The organism is Luteibacter sp. (genome assembly GCF_035539195.1).
Taxonomy (GTDB): domain Bacteria; phylum Pseudomonadota; class Gammaproteobacteria; order Xanthomonadales; family Rhodanobacteraceae; genus Luteibacter.
Genome location: NZ_DATLIW010000029.1, coordinates 108,110 through 132,628, shown reverse-complemented (window position 1 = coordinate 132,628; position 24,519 = coordinate 108,110). Strand labels below are relative to the sequence as shown.

Sequence of the window (24,519 nt, the reverse complement as noted above, 5' to 3'; positions counted from 1 at the left end):
GCCATGACCGATTTGCGCTCCACGGATCGCTTTTCCGACCGCGTCGAGGACTATGTCCGCTACCGGCCGGATTACCCGCAGGCACTGGTCGGCTGGCTGCACACCCTGGGCGTCACTCCCGGCTGGACCGTTGCCGACGTCGGCGCCGGCACCGGCATCTCGAGCAAGCTCTTCCTCGACAGCGGTCACCGCGTGACCGCTGTCGAACCGAACGCGGCGATGCGCACGGCGGCCGTGCAATGGCTGGGCAGCGAAGCTCGTTTCCACGCCGTCGATGGCACGGCGGAGGCTACCGGGCTCGACGGTGGCAGCGTGGATCTGGTCACGGTCGCCCAGGCGTTCCATTGGTTCGACAAGGACAAGGTGAAGCAGGAGTTCGCGCGGGTGCTGAGCCCGCGCGGCCTGGCGGTGGTGTTCTGGAACACGCGCCGCCTGAAGGGCACGCCTTTCCTCGAAGGCTACGAGCGCCTGCTCCACGAATACGGCATCGATTATGTCAGCGTGGCCGAGCGCTACGCGGACGACGAGACGATGGCGCGCTGGTACGGCCATGGCTATCGCGGCATGGCGTCGTTCCCGCACGGGCAGAAGCTCGACTACGATGCGCTGCTCGGCCGGACCATGTCGTCCTCCTACATGCCCAAGCCGGGCCACCCCAATCACGAACCCTTGCTGTTCGCCCTGCGCTCGCTGTTCCACGCGACACAGGACAACGGCACCGTAGACTTCGATTACGACACCCGCGTGTTCGCGGGCCATCCCACGCCCTGACGACCACGCCATGTACGAGTTGATCCGCCCCCTCCTGTTCGCCCTCGACGCCGAGACCGCGCATGGCCTTACGCTGTACGCGTCCGACGTGGCCGAGCGGAGCGGCTTGTCGCGGTTCATTGCGACCCCGCCGGCGCCACTGCCGGTGCGCGTGTTCGGTATCGATTTCCCGAATCCGGTCGGCCTTGCCGCCGGGCTCGACAAGAACGGCGACCACCTCGACGGTCTCGCGGCACTCGGCTTCGGCTTCGTCGAGATCGGTACGGTGACCCCGCGACCGCAGCTGGGCAACGACAAACCGCGCATGTTCCGCCTGCCGAACCACGAGGCCGTGATCAATCGCCTCGGCTTCAACAACAACGGCATCGATGTGCTCGTGCGTAACGTGGAGAAAGCCTCGTTCCGCGGCGTGCTCGGCATCAACATCGGCAAGAACAAGGACACACCCAACGAACGGGCCATCGACGATTACCTGCTGTGCCTCGAGCGCGCGTATCCGTTGGCCACGTACATCACGGTGAACATCTCCTCGCCGAACACGCAGGGCCTGCGCGACCTGCAGGAAGAAGAAACCCTGCGCCGATTCGTCGGTACGCTGCGCGAGGCGCAGGAGCGTCTGGCGAGCCAGCACGGCAAGCGCAAGCCGATGCTGCTGAAGATCGCACCGGACCTCACCGATGCCGAACTCGACGCCATCGCCGAGGTGCTGCTTTCCTCCGGCATCGATGGGGTGATCTGCACCAATACGACGATCGACCGCGACGTGGTGGCCGGCGATCCGCATGCCCATGAACTGGGTGGCCTTTCGGGCCGGCCGCTGTTCGAAAAATCCACGGCCGTGCTACGTGGCATGGTCGCGCGTCTCGGCGACAGACTGCCGATCGTCGGCGTCGGCGGCATTCTCGACGGCGACACCGCAGCGGAAAAGATGGAGGCCGGCGCGTCGCTGGTGCAGGTCTACTCGGGCCTGGTCTATCGCGGACCGACGCTGATCGCCGAAGCGGTGACCGAGATTCGTCGGCGCGGGACCGTCGCATGATCGACAACGCACCGATCGACATGGGCGGCTTCACGCTGACCAGCGACGCGCCACTGGGCGGCCGCAACACGTTGCGCGTCGATGCCCGCGCGAAGCTGCTCGCCGAAGTACGCGATCCGACGAAGCTGCCGGAGATCCTCGCCTACCCCGCCATCCGCGGCGGCAAGGTGCTGGTGCTGGGCGAAGGCAGCAACATGCTCATCGGCGGCGACTTCGACGGCACGGTTCTGGCCATGGCGACGAGCGGTGTCGAGACCTTCCAGCGCGACGATCGCGTGCTGATTCGTGTCGCCGCCGGCGAGCGCTGGGACGACTTCGTGCGCTGGTCGCTGGGCCAGGGCTATGCGGGACTCGAGAACCTGATCCTCATCCCGGGCACGGTGGGCGCCTCGCCGATCCAGAACATCGGTGCCTATGGCGTCGAGGTCGCGGAGTTCATCGATACGGTCGAAGCGTGGGACACGCACAAGGGCGAGTTCGTCGTACTCGACAAGGCTGCCTGCGCCTTTTCGTACCGCGATTCCACCTTCAAGCAACAGGCGGGCCGCTGGATCGTCGTCGCGGTGACCTTCGCGCTGCCGCGCGAGCGGCCGCTGTCGCTCGACTACGCAGGCATCCGCGACGAAGTGGCGAAGATGGGCGTGGAACGCGCTACGCCGTACCACGTGGCCGAGGCGGTGGTTCGCCTGCGTTCACGCAAGCTGCCCGACCCTGCCGTCATCGGCAATGCAGGCAGTTTCTTCAAGAATCCGATCGTCGGCGCGGCCAAGGCCGATGCGTTGGCGCTCGCCCACCCGGGGCTACCGGTCTGGCCGCATACCGGCGGCACCTCGAAGATCTCCGCCGGCTGGCTGATCGAGGCCGCGGGCTTCAAGGGCGAGCGCGATGGCGACGCGGGCATTTCGAACCGTCACGCGCTGGTACTGGTCAATCACGGCAAGGCCACCGGTCCGCAGCTGTGGGCCTTCGCGCAGAAGGTGATCGCCGGCGTCGAAGCCAGGTTCGGTGTCACGCTCGAACCCGAACCGCTCGTGGTCTGATCGCGCTCGCCGCCTTCTGTAGGAGCCGCTTCAGCGGCGATCGCTGCAGGCCTCGAGCTAACCCGCTGCCGCGGATCGCCGCTTCAGCGGCTCCCACAGGGTTCGCCGACCCGAGGGATGTCACGGTGGTGTCAAACCGCGGTCATAAGCTCACCGGGCGGCGTACCATGAGGCGTCGCAACCCGCGATGAGGACGACGCCCTGGATACGATGACGCCACCCACCGAGTCGACCGCGCCGACGAAAGCGCCCGCCGCGAAGCCGCCCCAGGCGCCGCCAGCGGAGTTGCCGACGATCGACCTCAACGACAGCAGCCTCTATATCCACCGCGAGCTGTCGCAGCTGCAATTCAACATCCGCGTGCTCGACCAGGCCCTGGACGAGTCGAAGCCGTTGATCGAGCGGCTCAAGTTCCTGCTGATCTTCTCGTCCAACATGGACGAATTCTTCGAGATCCGTGTGGCCGGACTCAAGCAACAGATCGCCTTCGACCACGAGATGATCGGCGCCGACGGTATTCCGCCGCGCCGCGCGCTGGCCGAGATCGCCGAGATCGCGCATCGCCAGATCGAGCGGCAGTACGCCATCCTCAACGAGAAGATCCTCCCCGCGCTGGCCGACGAAGGTATCCGTATCGTCCGGCGCAACCAGTGGTCGCACAAACAGAAGCTGTGGGTACGCCGCTACTTCCGTCATGAAGTGGCGCCGCTGATCACCCCGATCGGCCTGGACCCGACGCATCCGTTTCCGCGCCTGGTCAACAAGAGCCTGAACTTCATCGTGCAGCTGGAAGGCACCGATGCCTTCGGTCGCGATTCCGGCCTGGCGATCGTCCCGGCGCCGCGTATCCTGCCGCGCCTCATCCGCATGCCTGACGATATCTGCGAAGGCGGCGACAACTACGTCCTGCTGTCGTCGATCATCCATGCGCATGCGGACGACCTGTTCCCCGGCATGCGCGTGCTCGGTTCGTACCAGTTCCGCCTGACCCGAAACGCCGATCTCACGATCGACCCCGAAGACGTCGAGGATCTGGCCCGCACGCTCCGCGGCGAGCTCTTCTCGCGCCGCTATGGCGATGCCGTGCGCCTGGAAGTGGCCGACAACTGCCCGAAGCCGTTGGTCGACTACCTGATGAAGCAGTATGCGCTGGAGCCGGCCGCGCTCTATGAAGTGAACGGCCCGGTGAACCTGGCGCGCCTGTTCGAGATGACCTTGCAGCCCCAGTACGCGCGCCTGCAATTCCCCACCTTCATACCCGCCCTGCCCAAGGCGCTGGTCAATGCCGAGGACATGTTCACCGTCATCGGTAAGCAGGACGTCCTTCTTTACCATCCGTTCGAATCATTCTCGCCGGTGGTCGACTTCCTGCGCCAGGCAGCGAAGGATCCCCAGGTGCTGACGATCAAGCAGACGCTTTATCGCAGCGGCGCGAATTCGGAAATCGTCGACGCCCTGGTCGAGGCCGCGCGGTCGGGCAAGGAAGTCACCGCCGTGGTCGAACTGCGCGCGCGGTTCGACGAGGAGTCCAACCTCAGCCTCGCCTCGCGCCTGCAGCAGGCGGGCGCGGTGATCACCTATGGCGTGGTGGGCGTGAAGACGCACGCCAAACTCATGCTCGTGCAGCGCCGCGAGAACGGCAAGCTGGTCAGCTACGCGCACCTGGGTACCGGCAACTACCACTCGGGCAACGCACGCCTCTACACCGACTACAGCCTGCTCACCTCCGACGAAGCCCTGTGTGACGACGTCCATCGCCTGTTCCGGCTGCTGACCGGCATGGGCAAGGCCCTGAAGATGAAGCGCATGCTGTATGCGCCGTTCACCCTGAAGAAGGGTTTGCTCGACCTGATCGCGCGCGAAGCGGCGCACGCCGCCGCCGGCAAGAAAGCCGAGATCGTCTGCAAGCTCAACGCGATCACCGATGCGAAGGTCATCCGTGCGTTGTACCGGGCCAGCCAGGCCGGGGTGAAGATCGAGCTGATCGTGCGCGGCATGTGTTGCCTGCGCGCGGGCATTCCCGGCGTGTCGCAGAACATCCGCGTTCGCTCGGTGGTCGGTCGCTTCCTCGAGCACAGCCGTGTGTACTGGTTCCACAACGATGGCGAACCCGACCTGTTCCTCGCCAGCGCCGACCTGATGGAGCGCAATCTCGACCGTCGCGTGGAGACCTGCTTCCCGATCGAAGGCAAGAAGCTGAAGCAGCGTGTCCGTCGCGAACTGGACGCCTACCTGACCGACAACCACTCGGCATGGCTGCAGCATGCCGACGGCAGCTATGTGCTGACCCAGCCGCCCGCCGGCCAGCCGGTCAGGGACGCCCAGATGCAGTTGCTCGAGCGCTTCGGCGGCGTGGTCGCGCCCGCGCCGACCTGAGCCGCCCGGGCACCGGCACCTTCACCTAACCCGAACGACCCAGGCGACACACTCCGCGTACTCGCGGCACAATGAACGTGTAGCGGGACGGGGGAGACGGGGTTGGTTTCCGTGGAAACACATCCGGATCCATGCGGCGCGTCCACCACGACGCGCAGCAGGTTTTGTCTTGGGACTCGGCATGGGTTTTGCGGACAAGGGACAGTATCGGATCGCGCTTCGCCTGCTGCAGGCGACGGTGTTCTGCTGCCTTTGTTGCCTGCTCCTGGCCGGGACGGCTTCGGCCGAAGCGCTGGCCGGTAACTGGCGGGAGGCCCAGCCCGGCGACAACCCCGCCGAGGTATTGCGCGAGGCGGACAGCCGCCCGCTAGCGTCGTTCGACCCTTCCCGCATGCAGGTCTTCCCCAACTCGCCCTCCGGCACCTGGGTCATCCTGCGCACCCTTCCCCCGTGGACCACCGGCAACCGCGTGCTGAGTATCCGCACGCCCGGCCTTGGCGCGGCGGCGTTGTATGACGACCACGGCCCGATCGCCACCACCTCGCTGGAGGATTTCGGTCCGGCGTTGCATGGTCACGGAAGGTTGATCTTCGAGATACCGGCGTCGATTCCGGCGTCGCATCCGCTGTTGCTCCGGTTCGCCGCGACCACCCTGCCGCCCGGTGCCGTCACGATGACCGTGGAGCCCTGGCGGGACTACCTGCGCGAGGATGGCGGCTGGGTGGTGTTCGCCACGGCCTGCTTTGCCGTGATGATGACGATGGCGCTGATGGCGCTGTGTTTCGCGCTGATCCTCCGCGACATGACCTTCGGCTGGTACGTGGCCTACCTGCTCTGCTACGCGCTGATCCAGGGCCTGAAGTCCGGCTACGTTTTCCATCCGCTGGAGATCCAGTCGCTTGCCGGACTGGCGGACACCCTCGGCGCGGCCGCCACGACACTCTCGGTCTCGTTCGCGGCCTTGTTCATGCTGCGCTTCGCCAAGGTCGACGACTACGTCCCGTTGCTGCGGATACCCGTACTGGCCTTCGCCATCGGCATGCCCGTGTTGACCGTCGCGCGTGCGACGGGCATCGGCGTGCTGGTCGACACCTCGCAACTGCTGCTGCAACCGCTTCTGCTGCTCGGTGCCTTGTTACTTCTGGTCACGGGCGCAACCGCCGCGCTACGCGGCTCACGCCACGCGTGGTTCTTTCTCGTCGGCTGGACGCCCCTGCTGGTGCTCACGGCGCTGTGCGGGGCACAGCAACAAGGCATGCTTGCCGGCGCACCATGGCTGCCGGACGCCGCGATTGCGGTGGGCGCGTTCGAGGCGGTCGTCCTCTCGATCGGTTTGTCCGACCGCGCCCTCACCATTCGCCACGACCGCGACAAGGCCCGCCAGTTGGCCGATAGCGACCCGCTCACCGGCGTACTGAACCGCCGCGCCTGGACCGATGCCGCCCTGGAGGTGCTCGAACAGGGGATGTCGCGCCCGATCGCCCTGCTCTTCCTCGACCTCGACCACTTCAAGTCGCTGAACGATTGCTACGGCCATGCCACGGGCGACCGCGCCCTGGTTGCGGTCGCTGCGGCCCTGCGCGACGAACTCCGCCCGACCGACCTGCTCGGCCGCTTCGGCGGCGAGGAGTTCGTGGCCCTGCTGCAGGGTGTGGAGAAAGAGAACGCCGTGCAGATCGCGACGCGCCTGTGTCGGCGCGTCCATCGCCTGGACGTCCATACGGGACAGGCACAGACCGACGACCTGTTGACGGTGTCGATCGGCGTCGCCATGCGCTCGGCGGCGGATACGGTGCAGTCGTTGACCGAGCGGGCCGACGCGGCGATGTATGCCGCCAAACTGAGCGGCCGCAACCAGGTGGTCTGCGCCGGCCCCGCCGGCCCGGCCCTGGTCCGGCGCACCGAGGTCAAGCTGCGCTAGGCCGGCCCGCTGCCGCGGGATCGCCGATGAATCGGCTCCCACACAGAGCGGCTATCGTGGCAGCGGCTCCCATAGGAGCCGCTCTGTGCGGGAGCGGCTGTATGTGGGAGCCGCTTCAGCGGCGATGACGTGTGGAAGCGGCTCTGTGTGGCAGCGGCTCTGTGTGGCAGCGGCTCTGTGTGGCAGCAGCTTTATGTGGGAGCGGCTCGTGCGGGAGCGGCTGTATGTGGGAGCCGCTTCAGCGGCGATGACCGGTCGCGTCAGGCCAGTTCGGCGGCGGCGGCCACGATGTCGTCGTCGCCCGGCAGCACCAGGAAGGCGGCGCCGGCCAACGGGGTGAAGGTATCCGCGCCGACGACACGTCGCAGCGGCAGATGGCCCAGGCCACCCTCGACGATCGCGGTGATGACGCCCTCGCCTACGCCCGCGCTCTTGCGGCCCTCGTCGACGACGAGGATGCGCTTCGCCTTGGTCGCCTGCGCGGCGATGAAACCGTCGTTGAGCGGGACCAGCCAGCGCAGATCGACGACCCGCACCTTCCAGCCATGCGCCGCCTCGATGCGCCTGGCCGCGCGCAGGCTCATCGGCACGCCGTTGCCGAAGGTGAAGACGACCAGGTCGTCCGCATCGTCGTTGTAGACGCGGCCCTCGCCCAGCGGCATGGCCTCGCCTTGCGCCGGGTAGGCGAATTGCCACTGCCCGTCGCCAGGCTCGTAGAGGTCCTTGGTCATGTACAGCGCGATCGGCTCGAAGAACGCCGTGACGCGTCCGTCCACCTTGGCCAGCGCGGAAAGCGTGCGCAGCATCGTCGCGGCATCGTCGCCGCGGCTCGGGCAACCGACAACCAGGCCGGGGATATCGCGTAGCGCGGCGATCGAATTGTCGTTGTGGAAGTGACCGCCGAAACCGCGTTGATAGCCCAGCGAAGCGACGCGCATGAGCATCGGGTTGCGGTACTGGTCGTTGGAGAAGAACTGCAACGACGCCGCTTCGCCGCGAATCTGGTCGCAGGCATTGTGGAAATAGGCGAGGTACTGGATCTCGGGCAGCGGCAGCATGCCCATGTTCGCGTAGCCCTGGGCGAGGCCGAGAATCATCGTTTCGTCGAGCAGCGTGTTGAACACGCGCGCGTTGCGGAACGCCTTGTGCAGGCCCTTCGTCACCGTGTACACGCCACCCTTCTGTGCGACGTCTTCGCCGAACAGCAGGCTCTCGGGATACTTCGCCATCAAGTCGTGCAGCGCCTGCCCGATCTGGATGGCCAGGTGGCGCGGCGGCTGCTTCTCGGGCAGCTTGTCGACGCCACCGAAGGCGCGCACGCGCTCGTCCGCGTTCGCGGGCCGTTCGGCTTCCGCGCGCACGGCAGCCGGCGTATACGGCGCCAGCGGCGCCATCACCTCGGCCAGAGTGGCGATGCGCGGGCGGCGATCGGCTTCTTCGGCCGCTTCGAAACAGCGGTTGCGCGTGTCGTTGTAGAGATTGAGCAGGCTATCGCGATCGTAAAGACCCGAGGACAGCGCGATGGCGGCACTACGCAGCAGGGGATCGGTGGCCTCGAGCGCGACCAGCTCGTCGATCGAACGCCATTCGATCTCGAAATCGGTTCCGGCATGCCCCATGACCCGCGTCGTGCCCAGATGCAGGAAGGTGGGCCGGCGCGTGCGGCGGCAATGTTCCACGGCTTTCTGCACGTCGGCGTAGCCGCCGGCGAGGTCCAGACCGTCCGCGTAGAAGTAGTCGAGGTCCGGACGGTGGCGGAAATTGTTCGCGACCCAGCCACCCGGGGTTTTCACCGAGATGCCGATGCCGTTGTCTTCGCAGACGAAGAGCACCGGGGCGGGCAACTTCTGGTAGGCCGTCCACGCCGCCGCGTTGAAGGCGGTCTGCGCGGTCGCGTGGTTGGACGAAGCGTCGCCGAAGGAACAAATGGCGATCGAATCGTCTGGGATCGGCAACGTATGGTTGATCCGGCGCGCCTGCTCGATGGCGACGGCCGTACCGAGCGCCTTGGGCAAGTGCGACGCGATGGTCGAGGTCTGCGGAAGCACCCACAACGGTTTGCTGCCCCAGACCTTGTGCCGCCCACCGGATGCCGGATCGTCCTTGCTCGCGGCAAAGGAGAGCGCGGAATCCATCACCGGATCCATGCCCGGCAGCTTGCGGAAGCGCTCGGCCATGAAGCCGCCGCTGCGGTAATGCAGGAACGCCGGATCGGTATGGCGCGTAAGCCGCGCCACCATCGCATTGCCCTCATGCCCCGAGGAACCGATCGTGTAGAACACCTTGTTCTGCACGCGCAGCACGCGCGCCATGAGATCGAGGTGGCGGCTGATCAGCTGCGATTCGAGCAGTTCGCGGAAGCCTCTCGCATCCAGTGCGCTGCCCGGCAGAACGGGCTCGTCGTCGCGCGGCGCACGGCCGACATCGCCCTCCCAGAACTGTACGAACTCGGCGAAATTCTGGTCGACGATCTCGGCGCGATTGAAGCCCTTGTGACGGGCGGGAATGGGATGCGGAACGGACATGGGCAGACTCGAGAATGGAGCGAATTCAGAACGCGTTGATGCCAGTCAGTTCGCGGCCGACCACCAGTTGGTGCACGGTCTCGGTGCCCTCGTAGGTGATGACCGATTCCAGGTTCAGCGCGTGACGGATGGCCGAGTGCTCGGTGGTGATGCCGGCGCCACCGAGAATGTCACGGCAGTCGCGCGCGATATCCAGCGCCATGCGCACGTTGTTCCACTTGGCCAGCGAGACCTGGGTCGGCTGCAGGCGACCGGCATCCTTCAGCCGGCCGAGCTGGAGCGACAGCAGCTGAGCCGTGGTGATGCGGCGAGCCATGTCGGCCAGGCGGATCTGCACGGCCTGGTTGGCGGCCAGCGGGCGACCGAACAGGATGCGCTGCTCGGAATAATCGAGGACTTCCTTCAGGCAGGCCTGCGCGGCGCCGATCGGGCCCCAGGTGATGCCATAGCGAGCCTGGTTGAGGCAGCCCAGCGGGCCCTTCAGGCCCTTCACGTTCGGCAGGCGGGCGCTGTCGGGCACGCGAACCTCGTCGAAGAACAGCGCGGACGTGACCGAGGCCCGCAGGCTCATCTTCTTGTGCACTACCTGCGCCGCGAAACCCTTGGTATCGGTCGGCACGACGAACCCCTGGATACCGTCGTCGGTCTGCGCCCAGACGATGGCGATATGCGCCAGGTTCCCGTTGGTGATCCACATCTTGGCGCCGTTGATGACCCAGTCGCCGCCGTCCTTGCGCGCCACGGTCTTCATGTTGGCGGGATCCGAACCGCCGTGCGGTTCGGTCAGGCCGAAGCAACCGATCACCTCACCGGCGGCCATGCGCGGCAGGTATTCACGCTTCTGTTCTTCCGCACCGTAGGCGTAGATCGGGTACATGCACAGCGAGCTCTGCACGGAAGCGAAACTGCGCAGGCCCGAATCGCCACGCTCCAGTTCCTGGCAGATCAGGCCGTAGCTGACGGCGTTCATGCCGGCGCAGCCGTATTCCTCGGGCAGCGTGGCACCGAGGAGGCCCAGCGCAGCGATCTCGGGCACCAGCTCGGCCGGGAAGCGGGCCTGGTCGAAGGCATCGCCAATCATCGGCAGCACCTTCTCGTCGACGAAACGGCCGACGGTATCCTGGACCATCCGCTCCTCGTCGGTGAGCAGCGAACGGACGTCGTAGAGATCGAGGGGATCGAGGCGCTGAGCCATGCGGGTACTCGTAAGTCGGCTGCTGGAAAGCCCTCGATTGTAGCCCCGCTGCGAGCCGCGGTCATGGCGGGGCGCAGCAATCGTTGCAACCCGGCGGTGGCTCAGGATCACAGCCCGTAAACGGCCACTCGGGCTACCTGTGGGAGCCGATTCAGCGGCGAAGGGTGCTCGCGCACCGTAATCGATTACATAATGGCCCTGCCCCCGCCACCGGATCATTCCCATGTTCAAAGGCGTCCTCCTCGGCTTTGCCTGCTACGCGGCCTACGCGTGGAGCGACGCCTTCGTGAAGTCCCTGGAGGGCTCCCTGCCGCCGTACGAGGCCGTCTTCTTCGGTGCCGTGCTGGCCATGGCCGCCTTTCCATTCCTGAAGAAGCCCGGCGATCGCTGGAGCGAGATCGTCATGTCGAAGATGCCGGGCCTCTGGCTGCTCCGCGCCATGGCCGGCGCCATCGGCAACATCACGGCGGTGATGGCGTTCACCGCCCTGCCCATGGCCGAGGCGTTCTCGCTGATCTTCCTGCTGCCGATCTTCGTGACCATCCTCTCGGTGGTCTTCCTGCGCGAACACGTGGGCTGGCGACGCTGGTCGGCCGTCGTGGTCGGTTTTCTCGGCGTACTGGTGGTGTTGCGTCCCGGCTTTCGTCACCTCGGCACCGGCCATGTGGCGGCGATCATCTGCGGCATTACCGGTGCGCTGTCGATCATCGCGCTACGCATGGCCGGGGCGACGGAGAAGCGCATCACGTTGTATGGCGCGGGCGTCGTCGGGCCCATGCTCGCCGGGTTCATCATGATGCTGCCGCACTTCGTCTGGCCGGATGCCCACCAGTGGTTCCTGGTGCTCGGCTATGGCCTGCTCGCCGCCGCCGGTGCCGTGCTGCTCATGCTGGCCACGCAGAACGCGCCGGCGGCGCGCGTCGCGCCCACGCAGTACAGCCAGATGCTCTGGGCGATTCTCTTCGGCTACCTCATCTTCCACGACCACCTGGACTGGCCGATGCTGGTCGGCATCGTGCTGATTCTGGGCGCGGGCTTGTTCACCTTCGTTCGGGAAGAGAAGAAGACCGACTGGTGGCGGTGGACGAATATCGTCTGAGTGGCGCAGCCGGCCTAGTTGTTCGAAACCCCGTGCGGCACGTGTCCGGTGGCCACGTGCCGCCTCGCCGATTCGACGTTGGCCGGGGAATCGTCGAAGAAGATGTCCGCACCGAAGGCATCGAGAAACGGACCCTTGTCGCGGCCGCCCAGGAACAGCGCCTCGTCGATACGAACGCCCCAGCGGCGCAGCGTGAGAATGACGCGCTTGTGCGCAGGCGCCGAACGGGCCGTGACCAGGGCCGTGCGAATCGGCGAGGTCTCTGCGGGAAACGCCGCCTGCAAACGATGCAATGCCGACAGGAACCCGCGGAACGGACCGCCGGAAAGCGGCTCGGCCCACAACTCCGACTCGCTGCGATGGAACGCGTCGAGCCCCTGCTCTTTCGACACCCGCTCGCCCTCGTCGCCAAAAATCACGGCATCGCCGTCGAAAGCGATGCGGAGCTGCTCGCTCGAGCGCTGGGGGGCCGTCGAGGGCAGGATCGTCGCCGCGGCGACGCCTGCGCGCAAGGCGCGACCCACGTCCTCGGCATTGGCGGAGAGAAACAGATCCGCCCGAAACGGCGCGATGTAATCGGAGGTCGGAGCACCACTGGTGAAAGCCGCACGCGAGATGTTCAGCTTGTAATGCTGGATCGCGTTAAAGATGCGCAGACCCGTGTCGCCCGAATTGCGCGAGAGCAGGATCACTTCGACCGGCGGTACGTCGCCGGACAGGGCATTCAGGCCGAGCAGCTTCTGCACCAGCGGAAAGGCCACGCCGGGCGTCAGGAGTTCGTTCTCGCGCTCGATCTGGTAGGAGCGATAAGCGTCCAACCCGTCGCGCTCGAACAGCTCATGCCCGTCCTCCATGTTGAACAACGCGCGCGACGAGATGGCTACGACAAGGCGATTGTCGTGCACGGAGGCATCGGAGTGAGCGGTCTGAGCGTGACTGTCGGGAGCGTTCATCGAAGCGGTGTCCGCGGTGCTTAGCTGGCCCCATCCTAATGCACCTGATGCAACATTGTGGGAGCCGGTTCGCCGATGCTCCCGCGCCAGTGGGCCAGGATAACGCGCCCTCATCGCCGCTGAAGCGGCTCCCACATGAAGAGTGCCGACCGCTTACAGGGCGAACTGCTCGTCGAGGATGCGCTGCTGGAGATTGTGCTCCGGGTCGAACAGCAGGCGGACGGCGTTCCGCCGGGATTGTTTCACTTCCACCTTGCGCACGTCGCGCACCTCGTGAAAGTCCGCGGTGGCGCTGATCGGGCGCTTGTTCGGGTCCTTGGTCTCGAAGCCCACCCTGGTGGCGTGCGGGAGGATGGCACCGCGCCAGCGGCGCGGACGGAAGGGGCTGATCGGCGTCAACGCCAGCACGTTCGCATCGAGCGGCAGGATCGGGCCGTGGGCGGAGAGGTTATAGGCGGTGGAACCTGCCGGGGTGCACACCAGGATGCCATCGCAGACCAGTTCGTCGAGCTTGACCTCGCCGTTGAGGCTCACGCGCATATGCGCCGCCTGGTTGCTTTGGCGGAGCATGGCCACTTCGTTGAAGGCCAGCGCACGGTGTTCGGCACCATCGCAACAGGTGCTGTGCATTTCGAGCGGGTGCAGCACGGCCGGATGTGCACGCTCGATACGCTCCGCGAGGGCATCAAGGTCGTGCTGGTTCATGAGAAACCCGAGGCGGCCGAGCTTCATGCCGTAAAACGGCACGCCGAGCGTGCGGTAGGTATGCAGCGTGCGCAGCATGAAACCGTCGCCGCCGAGTGACACGATGATCTCGGCGTCGCCGGGTTCCACACTGCCGTAACGCTTCACCAGGGCGGTGCGCGCACGTTGGGCGACGTCGGTTTCGCTGGCGACAAAGGCTAGGCGCATGGATGTCGGCTTGAAGGACCAGCGGGGAGCTTAGTCCTTCGGGCGGAGGAACGGCTAGGTGTTCGGTGCTTCGCAAGTGTTTCATTCGCCGCTGAAGCGGCTCCCACATTGCCCTCTTCGCCGCTGAAGCGGCTCCCTCAAGGAGCGGGAGCCGCTTGGCGACCTGGCGTCGGATCCGTCAGACCGGGATCTGGGCCAGCTGGGCCAGACGACGGACGGCGACCGAGGCGATCGGGTAGTCCGCGTTCTGGGTGAGGATTTCCGCCAGCATCGCGCGGGTGTACTTGAGCGTGGCGTCGTCGCGTTGCAGCCAGGCCTGGACCGGGCTGACGTCGGTGCGATCGCCGGCGACCGAGATCACCTGCAGGGCCAGGGCGCGGTGCTGGGCATTGAGCTCGTCCAGCAGCGAACCGCGCGCCTGCGCGTGCCATGCGCCTTCCACGTTGAGCGCTTCGATCTGCCCACGCAGCCACTCGAGGTCGAGGGCCTCGGCCAGCTCATAGAACACCTTGGCGACGGTGGCGATGTCCTTGCCGCTCTGCTTCGACACCTCGACCATATCCAGCGCCGCACGCAGGACCGATACGCGCGCAAGGCGAACGGCCAGCGTGTTGGGCACGCCCAGGCCTTCCCACTTCTCCTGGCTCGCGGCGAAGTCGCCACGCCCGGTATCGGTGAGGGCATCGGGCAGGGCCTTGCGCAGCACGGTCACTTCGCTGGCATAACGGTCGACATTGGCGGCGATATCCAGCGTGCCACCCGGACGATTGAGCAACCAGCGGGTCAGGTGACGGAGCAACGACCAGATCTGCAGGATCGCGTCGATCTGGGTGTTTTCGGCCACCTTGCCGTCGAGCGCCTCGATCTCGGCCCAGAGCTCGCGGGCGTCGAGAATCTCGCGCGCGGCGGTATACGCCTTGGCGATCGACGCCGGGCCGTGGCCCGTGTCTTCCTGCATGCGCATCATGAAGGTGGCGCCCATGCGGTTGATCGTCGAGTTGGTCACCGCGGTGGCGATGATCTCGCGCTTCAGGCGATGGCGCTGCATATGCTCGGCGTACTTTTCGTGCAGCGGCACGGGGAAGTAGCGAACCAGCTCACGCGAGAGGTACGGATCTTCGGGCACGTCCGAATCCAGCAGCTGCTGGAACAGGCGGATCTTGTCGTAAGAGAGCAGCACAGACAGTTCCGGACGCGTCAGGCCCTGGCCGCGGAGCTTGCGCTCGGTCAGCTCGGCGGCGGTCGGCAGGGATTCGACCGCACGGTCGAGCATGCCTTCGGCTTCCAGCGTGCTGATGAAGTGGGCCATGGAGCCGAGGCGACGCACCGACTGGTGCTCCATCACGGTGATGGCCTGGTTCTGCCGGTAGTTGTCCCACAGCACGAGGCGGCCGACTTCGTCGGTCATCTCGGCGAGCTGCTTGTTGCGACCTTCGAACGTGAGCTCGCCGCGCTGTACGGCGTCGTTGAGCAGGATCTTGATGTTCACCTCGTGATCGGAGGTGTCCACGCCGGCGGAGTTGTCGATGAAGTCGGTATTGAGCAGCACGCCGGCCTGACCGGCCTCGATGCGGCCCTTCTGGGTCATGCCCAGGTTGCCGCCCTCGCCCACCACCTTGCAGCGCAGCTCGTTACCGTTGACGCGCAATGCGTTGTTGGCGCGATCGCCGGCGTCCGCGTGCGTTTCGGTAGTGGCCTTGACGTAGGTGCCGATACCGCCGTTCCAGAGAAGGTCGACCGGCGCCTTGAGGATGGCGGACAACAGATCGGTCGGCGCCATGTGCGTCGCATCGCTGCGGATGCCGAGGACCGCCTTGACTTCCGGCGAGACCGGGATCGACTTGGCGCTGCGCGGGTACACGCCGCCACCGGCCGAAATCAGCGACTTGTCGTAGTCGTCCCACGAAGAACGCGGCAGCGCGAACATGCGCTGGCGTTCGACGAAGGATGTCGCCGAGTCCGGGTTCGGATCGAGGAAGATATGACGGTGATCGAACGCAGCGAGCAGGCGGATCTTCTCCGACAGCAGCATGCCGTTGCCGAATACGTCGCCGGACATGTCGCCGACGCCGACCACGGTGAAGTCCTCGGTCTGGCAATCGCGACCCAGCGCACGGAAGTGGCGTTTGACCGACTCCCAGGCACCCTTGGCCGTAATGCCCATGCCCTTGTGGTCGTAACCGTTCGAGCCGCCGGAGGCGAACGCGTCGTCGAGCCAGAAACCATGTTCGGTCGAGATCGCGTTGGCGATATCGGAGAACGTGGCCGTGCCCTTGTCCGCGGCGACCACCAGGTACGGGTCGTCGTTGTCGTGGCGAACCACGTCGTGCGGCGGCACCACCTTGCCCTCGACGAGGTTGTCGGTGATATCGAGCAGGCCGTTGATGAACATGCGGTAGCAGGCGATGCCCTCGGCCAGCTGCGCGTCACGATCGCCCCCGACCGGCGGACGCTTCACGAAGAAGCCGCCCTTCGAGCCGACCGGCACGATGACCGTGTTCTTCACCATCTGCGCCTTGACCAGGCCGAGCACCTCCGTACGGAAGTCTTCGCGACGATCCGACCAGCGCAGGCCACCGCGCGCGACGGAGCCGAAGCGCAAGTGGATGCCTTCCACGCGCGGGGCGTAGACGAAGATCTCGCGGAACGGGACCGGCTTGGCCAGTTCGGGCACCTTGTGCGAATCGAACTTGAAGCTCAGGTACGGACGGTACGCACCATCCCATGCCTGGAAGAAGTTGGTCCGCAGCGTGGCGTGGATCAGCGCGATGAAGCTGCGCAGGATGCGGTCTTCGTCGAGGCTGGACACGTTGTCGAGCAGCGCGTTGAGCGCTTCTTCCACCGCCGTGGCCTGCTCGGCGCGCGGACGGCCGAGCGACGAGACGAGATTGCCGATGAGGCCTGGCTGTGCGGCGAGCATGTCCGGACCGATCAGCGCGTGCATCTCGTGCGAGAGCAGGCTTTCGGCACGTTCGCGTTCGGCGTCGGTGAGGCTCTCGCGACGTGGGTCGAAGCGGGCGTTGAACAGCTCGACGATCAGGCCGGCGATCGCCGGGTAATGATTCAGCGCGTCTTCCATGTACGCCTGGGAGAAGGCGACGCCGGTCTGCAGCAGGTACTTGGTGTAGCTGCGCAGGATAGCCACCTGGCGCCAGCCGAGCTTGGCGCCGAGCACGAGGCGGTTGAAACCGTCGTTCTCGGCGTTGCCGCGCCAGATCTGCTCGAAGGCGTCCTCGAAGATCGAACCGACCTGCTCCACGTCGAAAGCGAGGCGGTCGACCGGCTGGACTTCGAAGTCCTGGATGTACAGCGCGCTATCGGCGAGCTTCAGCTCGTACATGTGCTCGGTGAGCACGCGCAGGCCGAGATTCTCCAGCTGCGGCAGCACCTCGGACAGGGCGATATCCGAGCCGGAACGATAGACCTTGAAACGCAGCTCTTCGGGACGGTTCTGCGGATGGTAGAACGACATGCTGATGGCATCGGGACCGTCGAGGCCAGCCAGGGCGCGGACGTCGGCGGCGGCCACGTGGGGCGCCACTTCATCCACATAGCCAGCGGGCAGCGCCTTGCCGTAGCGATTGGCCAGGATGATGCCCTGCTGTTCGCCGGCGGTTTCGATCAGGCGGTCGCGCAGTTCGTCGTTCCAGTTGCGCGCGATCGAGGCGATCTGGGCTTCCATCGTGGCGGCGTCATAGACCGGATGGTCGCCGATACGCGGACGCACGACCACGTGCAGGCGAACCAGTGCGGCTTCACCCATTAGCACGGCGGAGTCGACGTGCTCGCCGTGGAAGGCCTCGCGCAACACGGCTTCCACGCGCTCGCGCACGGACGTGTTGAAGCGATCGCGAGGAATGAACACCAGGCAGGAAAAGAAGCGACCGTAGCTGTCGCGGCGAATGAACAGGCGCGTGCGGGTGCGCTGCGCCAGCTCGAGCAGGCCCATGGCCAGGGCGTAGAGTTCGTCGGTGCTGCACTGGAACAGTTCGTCGCGCGGCAGGGTGTCGAGGATGTGACGCAGCGCCTTGCCCGAGTGCGAGTCGCTCTTCAGGCCGGAGCGCGTCATCACCGCTTCGCACTTGTCACGAACCAGCGGCACATGCTGCGGGTGGGCCATATAGGCGTTGGAGGAGAACAGGCCGAGGAAGCGCTGCTCGGCGACCGGACGACCCTTCTCGTCGAACTTGAGGACGCCGATGTAATCCATGTAGCCCGCGCGGTGGATGGGCGAGCGGGCGTTCGTCTTGGTCAGGATGATGGCATCGGTCGAACCCGAGCGAGGCAGCTCGCTGGCCACCAGGGTGCGCAGCGAACGTGGCGCGAGGGAACGCTCCGCGGCGCGCAGGATGCCCAGGCCCGAGCCTTCGACGGTGCGCAGGACGTCATCGCCTTCGCCATGGGCCACTTCGTATTCGCGGTAGCCCATGAAGGTGAAGTGGTTATCGGCGACCCAGCGCAGGAACTCCGTGGCTTCACGCACCTCTTCGGCGGTATATGGAAGGGAGCGCTTGCCGAGGTCGTCCGCGACTTCGTTCATCTTGGCGCGCATGGCGCGCCAGTCGTCCACGGCCTCACGCACGTCCGCCAGGGCGGTCTCGAGGTTGGTCTTGACCGTGTCCAGCTCGGTATCGTCCAGGCGGTCGATCTCGAACCGCATGATCGATTCGTTGGTGTCGCCGGAACCGACCGATTCCAACACGCCCGCGGCGGAGCGCTGCACCGGCACCACCGGGTGGATGATCACCTGGATGTCGGCGTGCGCGGCGGCCACCATGGAAACCGTGTCCACCAGGAAGGGCATGTCGTCGGTGACGACCTCGATCACGGCGCGGCTGCCGGACACGCCAGGATTGTAGACACGGACCTTGGCCTTGCCCGCCTGGCGCTCGCGCGCGAAGGTGAGCAGATCGGCGATCAGCGCCGCCCAGCGATCAGGCGCGTGCAGCGCGTAATCGGCCGGCGCGATGCGCTCGAAAAAGGCTTCGATAAAATAGCGCGCCTCGTCGAGGCGTTCCGCGGGATAGCCGATCTTCTTCAGTTCATCGAAAACAACGGCGTGAAACTGGCCGTCTGCTGCGGCGCGAATCGCATTCATGGGCGGATATCGATGTGGGGAGAGAGAGGAAAACCGGCAAAGCATAGCTCTCACGCATGGCATGTAGCCACACCGTCACGCGTTCGCCGTTGCCGGTTTTTCAGTGCGCCGCGACATATTGCACGACCTCGCGCGAGGCCACGCGGGCATGCTCCCCACCTGCGGCCGAGTGCGATGCAACAATTCGCAGGCGAATGTTGTTCATGCCCGTTGACGCTGGTCCGAGGGAGATTCTAAACTGGACGGTATAGTCCAGCAGGTATACGAATGTCGAACCTGGATCCCCGGCCGACCTCCGATCGTCAGCAGCGGGTGCTCCAGGCGGCTTGCGCGTTATTCCTGCGTGACGGTTATCGCGTCAGCATGGGTGCCGTGGCACGCGAGGCGGGCGTGTCGAAGCAAACTGTGTATGCGCACTTCGAAAACAAGGACACCCTGTTCCACGCCGCCGTCGAACAACTTGTCTTACCCCTGCACGCTACCCTCACCCCGGAAAGTCGCGGCCTCAGCAGCACGCTCGTCGCGCTGGCCAAGGCCCATCAGACCTACGTGATGGACCACGCGAACGTGGCGCTGGGCCGGATGCTGATCGCGGAAGCCCCGCGGTTCCCGGCCGCGGCGCGCACGTTCTTCCGGACCGCGATCGACACCGTCGCGGCCCGGCTGGCCCGTTGCATGGCCGAGGCGATGGACCTGGGCAGGATGCGCCGCGAGGATCCTGACGTGGCTGCGGAACTGTTCCTGTCCATGCTCCACGGGCTCGAAGGAGATCGTCGCCTCTTCGGAATGCACGCAAGGGGACAAAAGGCACAGGACGACTGGGCGCGACACGCGGTAACTGTATTTATGCATGCGTACGACATCCTCCCGGATGCCACGGCGCTTACGAACAAGAAACCTGGAAACGGAACGGAGTTCTCATGAATCCCCTGCCCCTGCGCACACCCCTGCTGGCCCTCAGCCTCGCTGCCGCGCTCGCCGCCTGCCACAAGCAGGAAGCACCGCCGGCGCCGCCCCCGGCTCCGGTCGGCTTCATCAGCGCCCAGCCGCAGACCGTTCCCCTGATCCAGGATCAGGTCGGACGCATCTCGGCCTTCCGGACCGCCGATGTACGCGCCCGCGTACCCGGCATCCTGCTGAAGCGGCTCTATGTCGAAGGCACGGACGTGAAGGCCGGCCAGAAGCTGTTCCAGATCGACCCGCAGCCGCTCACGGCCGAGCTGAACTCGCAGCTCGCCCTGCTCGCCTCGGCGCGCGCGACGGCGGCCAACAACAAGGCCACCGCCGACCGCAACCGCGGTCTGATCGGCAAGAACTACGTATCCCGGCAGGACCTGGACACCGCCGAGGCCGCCCAGCGCACGGCCGATGCGGCGGTGAAGCAGGCCGAAGCCAACGTCCAGTCGGCCCGGATCAACCTCGGCTTTACCGACGTGGTCTCGCCGATCGACGGCCGTGCCGGCCAGCAGCAGGTCACCGAGGGCGCCCTGGTGGGCCAGGGCGACACGACCCTGCTGACCCAGGTCGACCAGATCGACCAGCTCTACGTGAACTTCAGCATGTCGGTTTCCGACCTGGACACCATGCGCCGCGCGGCCGCATCGGGCAATGCGACCCTCTCGGCCACCGACAAGTCCACCGTCACGATCCAGCTGCCCGACGGCTCCGAGTACAAGGAGAAGGGCATGCTCGACTTCTCCTCGGCCACGGTGAACCCGCAGACCGGCACGGTGAACCTCCGCGCCCAGCTCGCCAATCCCGACATTCGCCTGCTCCCCGGCCAGTTCGTGACGGTCAAGGCCAACATGGGCGACCTGCACAACGTGTACCTGGTGCCCCAGGCGGCGGTGCTCCGCGATCCGGGCAGTGCCTATGTGCTGGTCGTCGGCGAAGCCAAGGCCAAGGACCCGCAGACCGGCGAGGAGAAGACCGTGCCGACCGCTGCCGTCCGTCGCCCGATCGTGACCGACCGCATCAGCGGTTCGAACTGGGTCGTCACCGGCGGCCTCAAGCCAGGCGACAAGATCATCGTCGACGGTCTCGCCAAGGCGAAGGAAAACGCGCCGGTGAATCCGTCCCCGGCGAAGGCCACGCAGGACGCCGGTGCCCCCGGCGCCACCGCTCCGGCAAAGGCGGCCTCGTCGGCCGCCCCCGCCGGTAAGCAGTAAGGGAGTTTCGTCATGCCGAGTTTCTTCATCGACCGCCCCATCTTCGCGTGGGTCGTGGCGATCCTGATCAGCCTTTGCGGCACGATCTCCCTGCTGAACATGGGTATCGAGTCGTATCCGAACATCGCCCCGCCGCAGGTCGTCGTCACGGCGACCTACCCGGGTGCGAGCGCGGACACGACCGAAAAGACCGTGACCCAGGTGATCGAGCAGCAGCTGACCGGTATCGATCACCTGCTCTATTTCAGCTCCGCCTCCAGTTCCAGCGGCACGGCCACCGTCACGCTGACCTTCGAGACGGGCACCGATCCGGACATCGCCCAGGTGCAGGTGCAGAACAAGGTGTCGCTCGCGACGCCTCGCCTGCCCTCGGAAGTGACCCAGCAGGGCGTCGTGGTGGCCAAGTCCAACCCCGACTTCCTGATGTTCGTCGCGCTGACCTCCTCCAATCCGGCCATCGACGGCAACCGTCTGACCGACATCGTCTCCTCGCAGGTGCTCGACCAGATCGCCCGTATCCCGGGCGTGGGCAGCACGCGCCAGTTGGGCTCCGAGTACGGCATGCGCGTCTGGCTTAATCCGGACAAGCTGCGCGGTTACGGCCTGTCGGCTACCGACCTGAGCAAGGCACTGAGCACGCAGAACGTGCAGTTCGCCGCCGGCTCCATCGGCACGGACCCCGCCGTCAACGGACAGGGCTTCAGCGCCACGGTGTCCGCGGAAGGCCGCTTCACGTCGCCCGAAGAGTTCTCCAACATCATCCTGCGGGCCAATAACGACGGCACCGTGGTGCGCCTGAAGGACGTAGCGCGTGTCGAACTCGGCCCGCAGACCTACGGCTTCAACGCCCAGTGGAACGGCACCGCCACCGGCTCCTTCGGCGTGCAGCTGCTGCCCGGCGCGAACGCGCTTGACGTGGCCAACGCCGTCCGCGCCAAGATGACGGACCTGTCGAAGAGCTTCCCGGATGGCGTGACCTGGTTCGCGCCGTACGACACGACCAAGTTCGTGACGATCTCGATCGAGGAAGTGGTTCATACGCTGGTCGAGGCCATCATCCTCGTCTTCCTCGTGATGCTGCTGTTCCTGCAGAACTTCCGCGCCACGATCATCCCGACCCTGGTCATTCCGGTCGCCCTCCTGGGCACCTTCCTCGGCCTGTCACCGCTTGGCTTCACCATCAACCAGCTCACGCTGTTCGGCATGGTGCTGGCCATCGGTATCGTCGTCGACGACGCGATCGTGGTGATCGAGAACGTCGAACGCATCATGTCCGAGGAAGGGCTCTCGCCCCCGGAAGCCACCCGCAAGGCCATGGGCCAGATCACCGGCGCCATCGTCGCGATCACCGTGGTGCTGGCGGCGGTGTTCGTTCCCTCGGCCCTGCAGCCGGGCGCCTCGGGCATCATCTACAAGCAGTTCGCCCTGACGATCGCCGTGTCGATGGGCTTCTCGGCGTTCCTCGCCCTGTCGTTCACGCCGGCGCTGTGCGCCACGCTCCTGAAGCCGGCGCACGACGAGCGCAAGAACATCGTCTACCGCAAGTTCAACCAGGTGTTCGACAAGGTCCAGCACACCTACTCCGGCCACATCGGCAGCGCCGTCCGCCATGCGCCGCGCTGGATGATCGTGTTCGTGCTGATCGCCGTGCTGTGCGGCTTCCTGTTCGCCAGGTTGCCGACCAGCTTCGTCCCCGACGAAGACCAGGGTTATGCGCTGGCCATCGTGCAGTTGCCGCCCGGTTCCAGCATCGCCCGCACCGAAAAGGTGATGACGGACATGCGCGCGATCATCCTGAAGGATCCGACGGTCGACGGCGTGTTCCAGATCTCCGGCTTCAGCTTCGTCGGCCAGGGTGAAAACGTCGGCATGAACTTCATCAAGCTGAAGGACTGGGACACCCGTGACCTCACGGCGACCCAGATCATCCAGCAGATGAACGGCAAGATGCAGGCGGTGCGCGACGCCACGATCTTCGTGGTCAACCTGCCCACGATCCGTGGCTTGTCGCAGTTCGGCGGTATCGACATGTACCTTCAGGCGCGTGCCGGCCAGTCGCGTGACGAACTGACCCAGGCTCGCAATGCCCTGCTCGGCGCCTCGGCGCAGAACAAGGCCCTGGTGGGTATTCGTCCGAACACGCTCGAAGACGCTCCGCTGCTGCAGTTGAACGTCGATCGCACCCAGGCCCAGACCATGGGGCTGAATGTCAGCGATATCTATACCGCGATCCAGCTGACGCTGGCCCCGGTGTACATCAACGACTTCCAGTACGGCGGCCGCGTGAAGCGCGTGATGTTGCAGGCCGACGCCCCGTACCGCATGGGTACGGATGCGTTCCAGCACATCTTCACGCCAAGCACGCTGACCTCGGCATCGAGCACCAGCGCGTCGAGTGCGACGGGTGCTTCGGTGGCCAGCGCCTCCACGGCCACCGACAGCTCGATGATCCCGCTATCGACCGTGGTGCATTCGAAGTGGACGATGGCGGCACCGACGCTCAACCGCTACAACGGTTACTCCGCGGTCGAAATCGTCGGTAACGAAGCACCGGGTTACTCGACCGGTCAGGCGATGGGTGTCGTCGAAGGTATCGTGAACGACAAGCTGCCCAAGGGCTTCGGTTACGACTGGACCGGCCAGTCGTATCAGGAAATCCTCTCGGGCAACTCTTCGACGATGCTGCTGGCCCTGTCCATCGTCATTGTCTTCCTCTGCCTTGCCGCCTTGTACGAAAGCTGGTCGATCCCGGTCGCCGTGCTCCTGGTGGTTCCGCTCGGCATCCTCGGTACCGTCGTCTTCTCGATGCTCCGCGGCCTGCCGAACGACATCTACTTCAAGATCGGCATGATCACGGTGATCGGCCTGGCGGCGAAGAACGCCATCCTGATCGTCGAGTTCGCAGTGGAGAAGCAGCAGGAAGGCAAGACCCTGCGCGAAGGTGTGGTCGAGGCATCCCGCCTGCGACTGCGCCCCATCCTGATGACCTCGCTGGCCTTCATCCTCGGCGTGTTCCCGCTGGCGATCTCCACCGGCGCCGGTGCGAATTCGCGCCATGCGATCGGTACGGGCGTCATCGGCGGCATGCTCTTCGCCACCTTCCTCGGCCTGCTGCTGATCCCGGTGTTCTACGTCAGCGTTCGCCGCATGCTGGGTGACAAGCTGGATGAGGTCTCGACCAAGATGCCGCATCACGGCCACGACGGCGACGACCACGATCCGCACGGCGGTGGTGGTGGCAACGGTCCGCACGACGGTGGCCCGACGAACCTCGAGCCGCATGCACCGAACGTCGGCGATGTGAGGGCTTTCGATTCGGATACCCATCGCGGAACGAAACGAACGTAAGACGCGACATCGGTAACGGAGAAGCCCGGCTCATAGCCGGGCTTTTTTGTTCGTTTCGGCATGCTGGGGGGGGG

At 65.8% G+C, this 24,519-nt stretch carries 14 protein-coding genes; 9 read left to right on the top strand and 5 right to left on the bottom strand.

What is annotated here, in order from left to right; translation table 11 throughout:
- The first annotated feature begins 3 nt into the window (after positions 1-3).
- The 5 genes from VM621_RS09665 to VM621_RS09645 all read left to right on the top strand — a co-directional run bounded on the left by VM621_RS09665 (position 4) and on the right by VM621_RS09645 (position 7,147).
- The gene (locus VM621_RS09665; RefSeq protein WP_325468757.1) at positions 4-771 is read left to right on the top strand and encodes a class I SAM-dependent methyltransferase; all 768 of its coding nucleotides are present in this window, start codon (positions 4-6) and stop codon (positions 769-771) included.
- A 10-nt stretch (positions 772-781) separates the two neighbouring features.
- The gene (locus VM621_RS09660) at positions 782-1,810 is read left to right on the top strand and encodes a quinone-dependent dihydroorotate dehydrogenase (RefSeq protein WP_325468756.1); all 1,029 of its coding nucleotides are present in this window, start codon (positions 782-784) and stop codon (positions 1,808-1,810) included.
- 20 nt (positions 1,811-1,830) lie between these two features.
- Complete coding sequence (murB, locus tag VM621_RS09655) at positions 1,831-2,850, top strand: UDP-N-acetylmuramate dehydrogenase (RefSeq protein ID WP_325468767.1); 1,020 nt, start codon at positions 1,831-1,833, stop codon at positions 2,848-2,850.
- A gap of 210 nt (positions 2,851-3,060) precedes the next feature.
- A complete protein-coding gene (gene ppk1, locus VM621_RS09650; RefSeq protein WP_325468755.1) occupies positions 3,061-5,226 on the top strand; it encodes a polyphosphate kinase 1 in 2,166 nt (721 codons plus the stop codon).
- 181 nt (positions 5,227-5,407) lie between these two features.
- The gene (locus VM621_RS09645) at positions 5,408-7,147 is read left to right on the top strand and encodes a diguanylate cyclase (protein ID WP_325468754.1); all 1,740 of its coding nucleotides are present in this window, start codon (positions 5,408-5,410) and stop codon (positions 7,145-7,147) included.
- A gap of 260 nt (positions 7,148-7,407) precedes the next feature.
- On the opposite strand, the gene VM621_RS09640 is transcribed toward VM621_RS09645, so the two are convergent.
- Positions 7,408-9,672, bottom strand: a complete 2,265-nt coding sequence (locus VM621_RS09640; protein ID WP_325468753.1) for a thiamine pyrophosphate-dependent enzyme — start codon at positions 9,670-9,672, stop codon at positions 7,408-7,410.
- Positions 9,673-9,697: 25 nt separating this feature from the next.
- Positions 9,698-10,867, bottom strand: coding sequence for an acyl-CoA dehydrogenase family protein (locus tag VM621_RS09635; RefSeq protein ID WP_325468752.1), 1,170 nt, complete (start codon positions 10,865-10,867; stop codon positions 9,698-9,700).
- Positions 10,868-11,090: 223 nt separating this feature from the next.
- Here VM621_RS09635 and VM621_RS09630 point away from each other — a divergent pair, with 223 nt between their 5' ends.
- Positions 11,091-11,966 (top strand): DMT family transporter, encoded by an 876-nt coding sequence (locus VM621_RS09630; protein ID WP_325468751.1) that lies wholly within the window; start codon positions 11,091-11,093, stop codon positions 11,964-11,966.
- 14 nt (positions 11,967-11,980) lie between these two features.
- On the opposite strand, the gene VM621_RS09625 is transcribed toward VM621_RS09630, so the two are convergent.
- The 3 genes from VM621_RS09625 to VM621_RS09615 form a co-directional block, all read right to left on the bottom strand.
- The gene (locus tag VM621_RS09625; protein WP_325468750.1) at positions 11,981-12,919 is read right to left on the bottom strand and encodes a 5'-nucleotidase; all 939 of its coding nucleotides are present in this window, start codon (positions 12,917-12,919) and stop codon (positions 11,981-11,983) included.
- Between the two features lie 153 nt (positions 12,920-13,072).
- Positions 13,073-13,831, bottom strand: coding sequence for an NAD kinase (locus VM621_RS09620; RefSeq protein ID WP_325468749.1), 759 nt, complete (start codon positions 13,829-13,831; stop codon positions 13,073-13,075).
- 178 nt (positions 13,832-14,009) lie between these two features.
- Positions 14,010-18,929 (bottom strand): NAD-glutamate dehydrogenase, encoded by a 4,920-nt coding sequence (locus VM621_RS09615; protein WP_325468748.1) that lies wholly within the window; start codon positions 18,927-18,929, stop codon positions 14,010-14,012.
- Positions 18,930-19,196: 267 nt separating this feature from the next.
- On the opposite strand from VM621_RS09615, the gene VM621_RS09610 reads away from it, so the two are divergent.
- Genes VM621_RS09610 through VM621_RS09600 form a run of 3 tightly spaced genes read left to right on the top strand, consistent with a single transcriptional unit; the run spans position 19,197 to position 24,445 of the window.
- Positions 19,197-19,853, top strand: coding sequence for a TetR/AcrR family transcriptional regulator (locus tag VM621_RS09610; RefSeq protein ID WP_325468747.1), 657 nt, complete (start codon positions 19,197-19,199; stop codon positions 19,851-19,853).
- Positions 19,850-21,097 (top strand): efflux RND transporter periplasmic adaptor subunit, encoded by a 1,248-nt coding sequence (locus VM621_RS09605; protein WP_325468746.1) that lies wholly within the window; start codon positions 19,850-19,852, stop codon positions 21,095-21,097. Before VM621_RS09610 ends, VM621_RS09605 begins: the two co-directional genes overlap by 4 nt.
- 12 nt (positions 21,098-21,109) lie before the next feature.
- The gene (locus VM621_RS09600) at positions 21,110-24,445 is read left to right on the top strand and encodes a multidrug efflux RND transporter permease subunit (protein WP_414674516.1); all 3,336 of its coding nucleotides are present in this window, start codon (positions 21,110-21,112) and stop codon (positions 24,443-24,445) included.
- Positions 24,446-24,519 lie beyond the last annotated feature (74 nt).

What these genes read in the sequence shown, in the direction of transcription:
- VM621_RS09665 (WP_325468757.1), top strand. Translation starts at nt 4, where the DNA reads ATGACCGATTTGCGCTCCACGGATCGCTTTTCCGACCGCGTCGAGGAC.
- VM621_RS09660 (WP_325468756.1), top strand. Translation starts at nt 782, where the DNA reads ATGTACGAGTTGATCCGCCCCCTCCTGTTCGCCCTCGACGCCGAGACC.
- murB (WP_325468767.1), top strand. Translation starts at nt 1,831, where the DNA reads ATGGGCGGCTTCACGCTGACCAGCGACGCGCCACTGGGCGGCCGCAAC.
- ppk1 (WP_325468755.1), top strand. Translation starts at nt 3,061, where the DNA reads ATGACGCCACCCACCGAGTCGACCGCGCCGACGAAAGCGCCCGCCGCG.
- VM621_RS09645 (WP_325468754.1), top strand. Translation starts at nt 5,408, where the DNA reads ATGGGTTTTGCGGACAAGGGACAGTATCGGATCGCGCTTCGCCTGCTG.
- VM621_RS09640 (WP_325468753.1), bottom strand. Translation starts at nt 9,672, where the DNA reads ATGTCCGTTCCGCATCCCATTCCCGCCCGTCACAAGGGCTTCAATCGC.
- VM621_RS09635 (WP_325468752.1), bottom strand. Translation starts at nt 10,867, where the DNA reads ATGGCTCAGCGCCTCGATCCCCTCGATCTCTACGACGTCCGTTCGCTG.
- VM621_RS09630 (WP_325468751.1), top strand. Translation starts at nt 11,091, where the DNA reads ATGTTCAAAGGCGTCCTCCTCGGCTTTGCCTGCTACGCGGCCTACGCG.
- VM621_RS09625 (WP_325468750.1), bottom strand. Translation starts at nt 12,919, where the DNA reads ATGAACGCTCCCGACAGTCACGCTCAGACCGCTCACTCCGATGCCTCC.
- VM621_RS09620 (WP_325468749.1), bottom strand. Translation starts at nt 13,831, where the DNA reads ATGCGCCTAGCCTTTGTCGCCAGCGAAACCGACGTCGCCCAACGTGCG.
- VM621_RS09615 (WP_325468748.1), bottom strand. Translation starts at nt 18,929, where the DNA reads ATGAATGCGATTCGCGCCGCAGCAGACGGCCAGTTTCACGCCGTTGTT.
- VM621_RS09610 (WP_325468747.1), top strand. Translation starts at nt 19,197, where the DNA reads ATGTCGAACCTGGATCCCCGGCCGACCTCCGATCGTCAGCAGCGGGTG.
- VM621_RS09605 (WP_325468746.1), top strand. Translation starts at nt 19,850, where the DNA reads ATGAATCCCCTGCCCCTGCGCACACCCCTGCTGGCCCTCAGCCTCGCT.
- VM621_RS09600 (WP_414674516.1), top strand. Translation starts at nt 21,110, where the DNA reads ATGCCGAGTTTCTTCATCGACCGCCCCATCTTCGCGTGGGTCGTGGCG.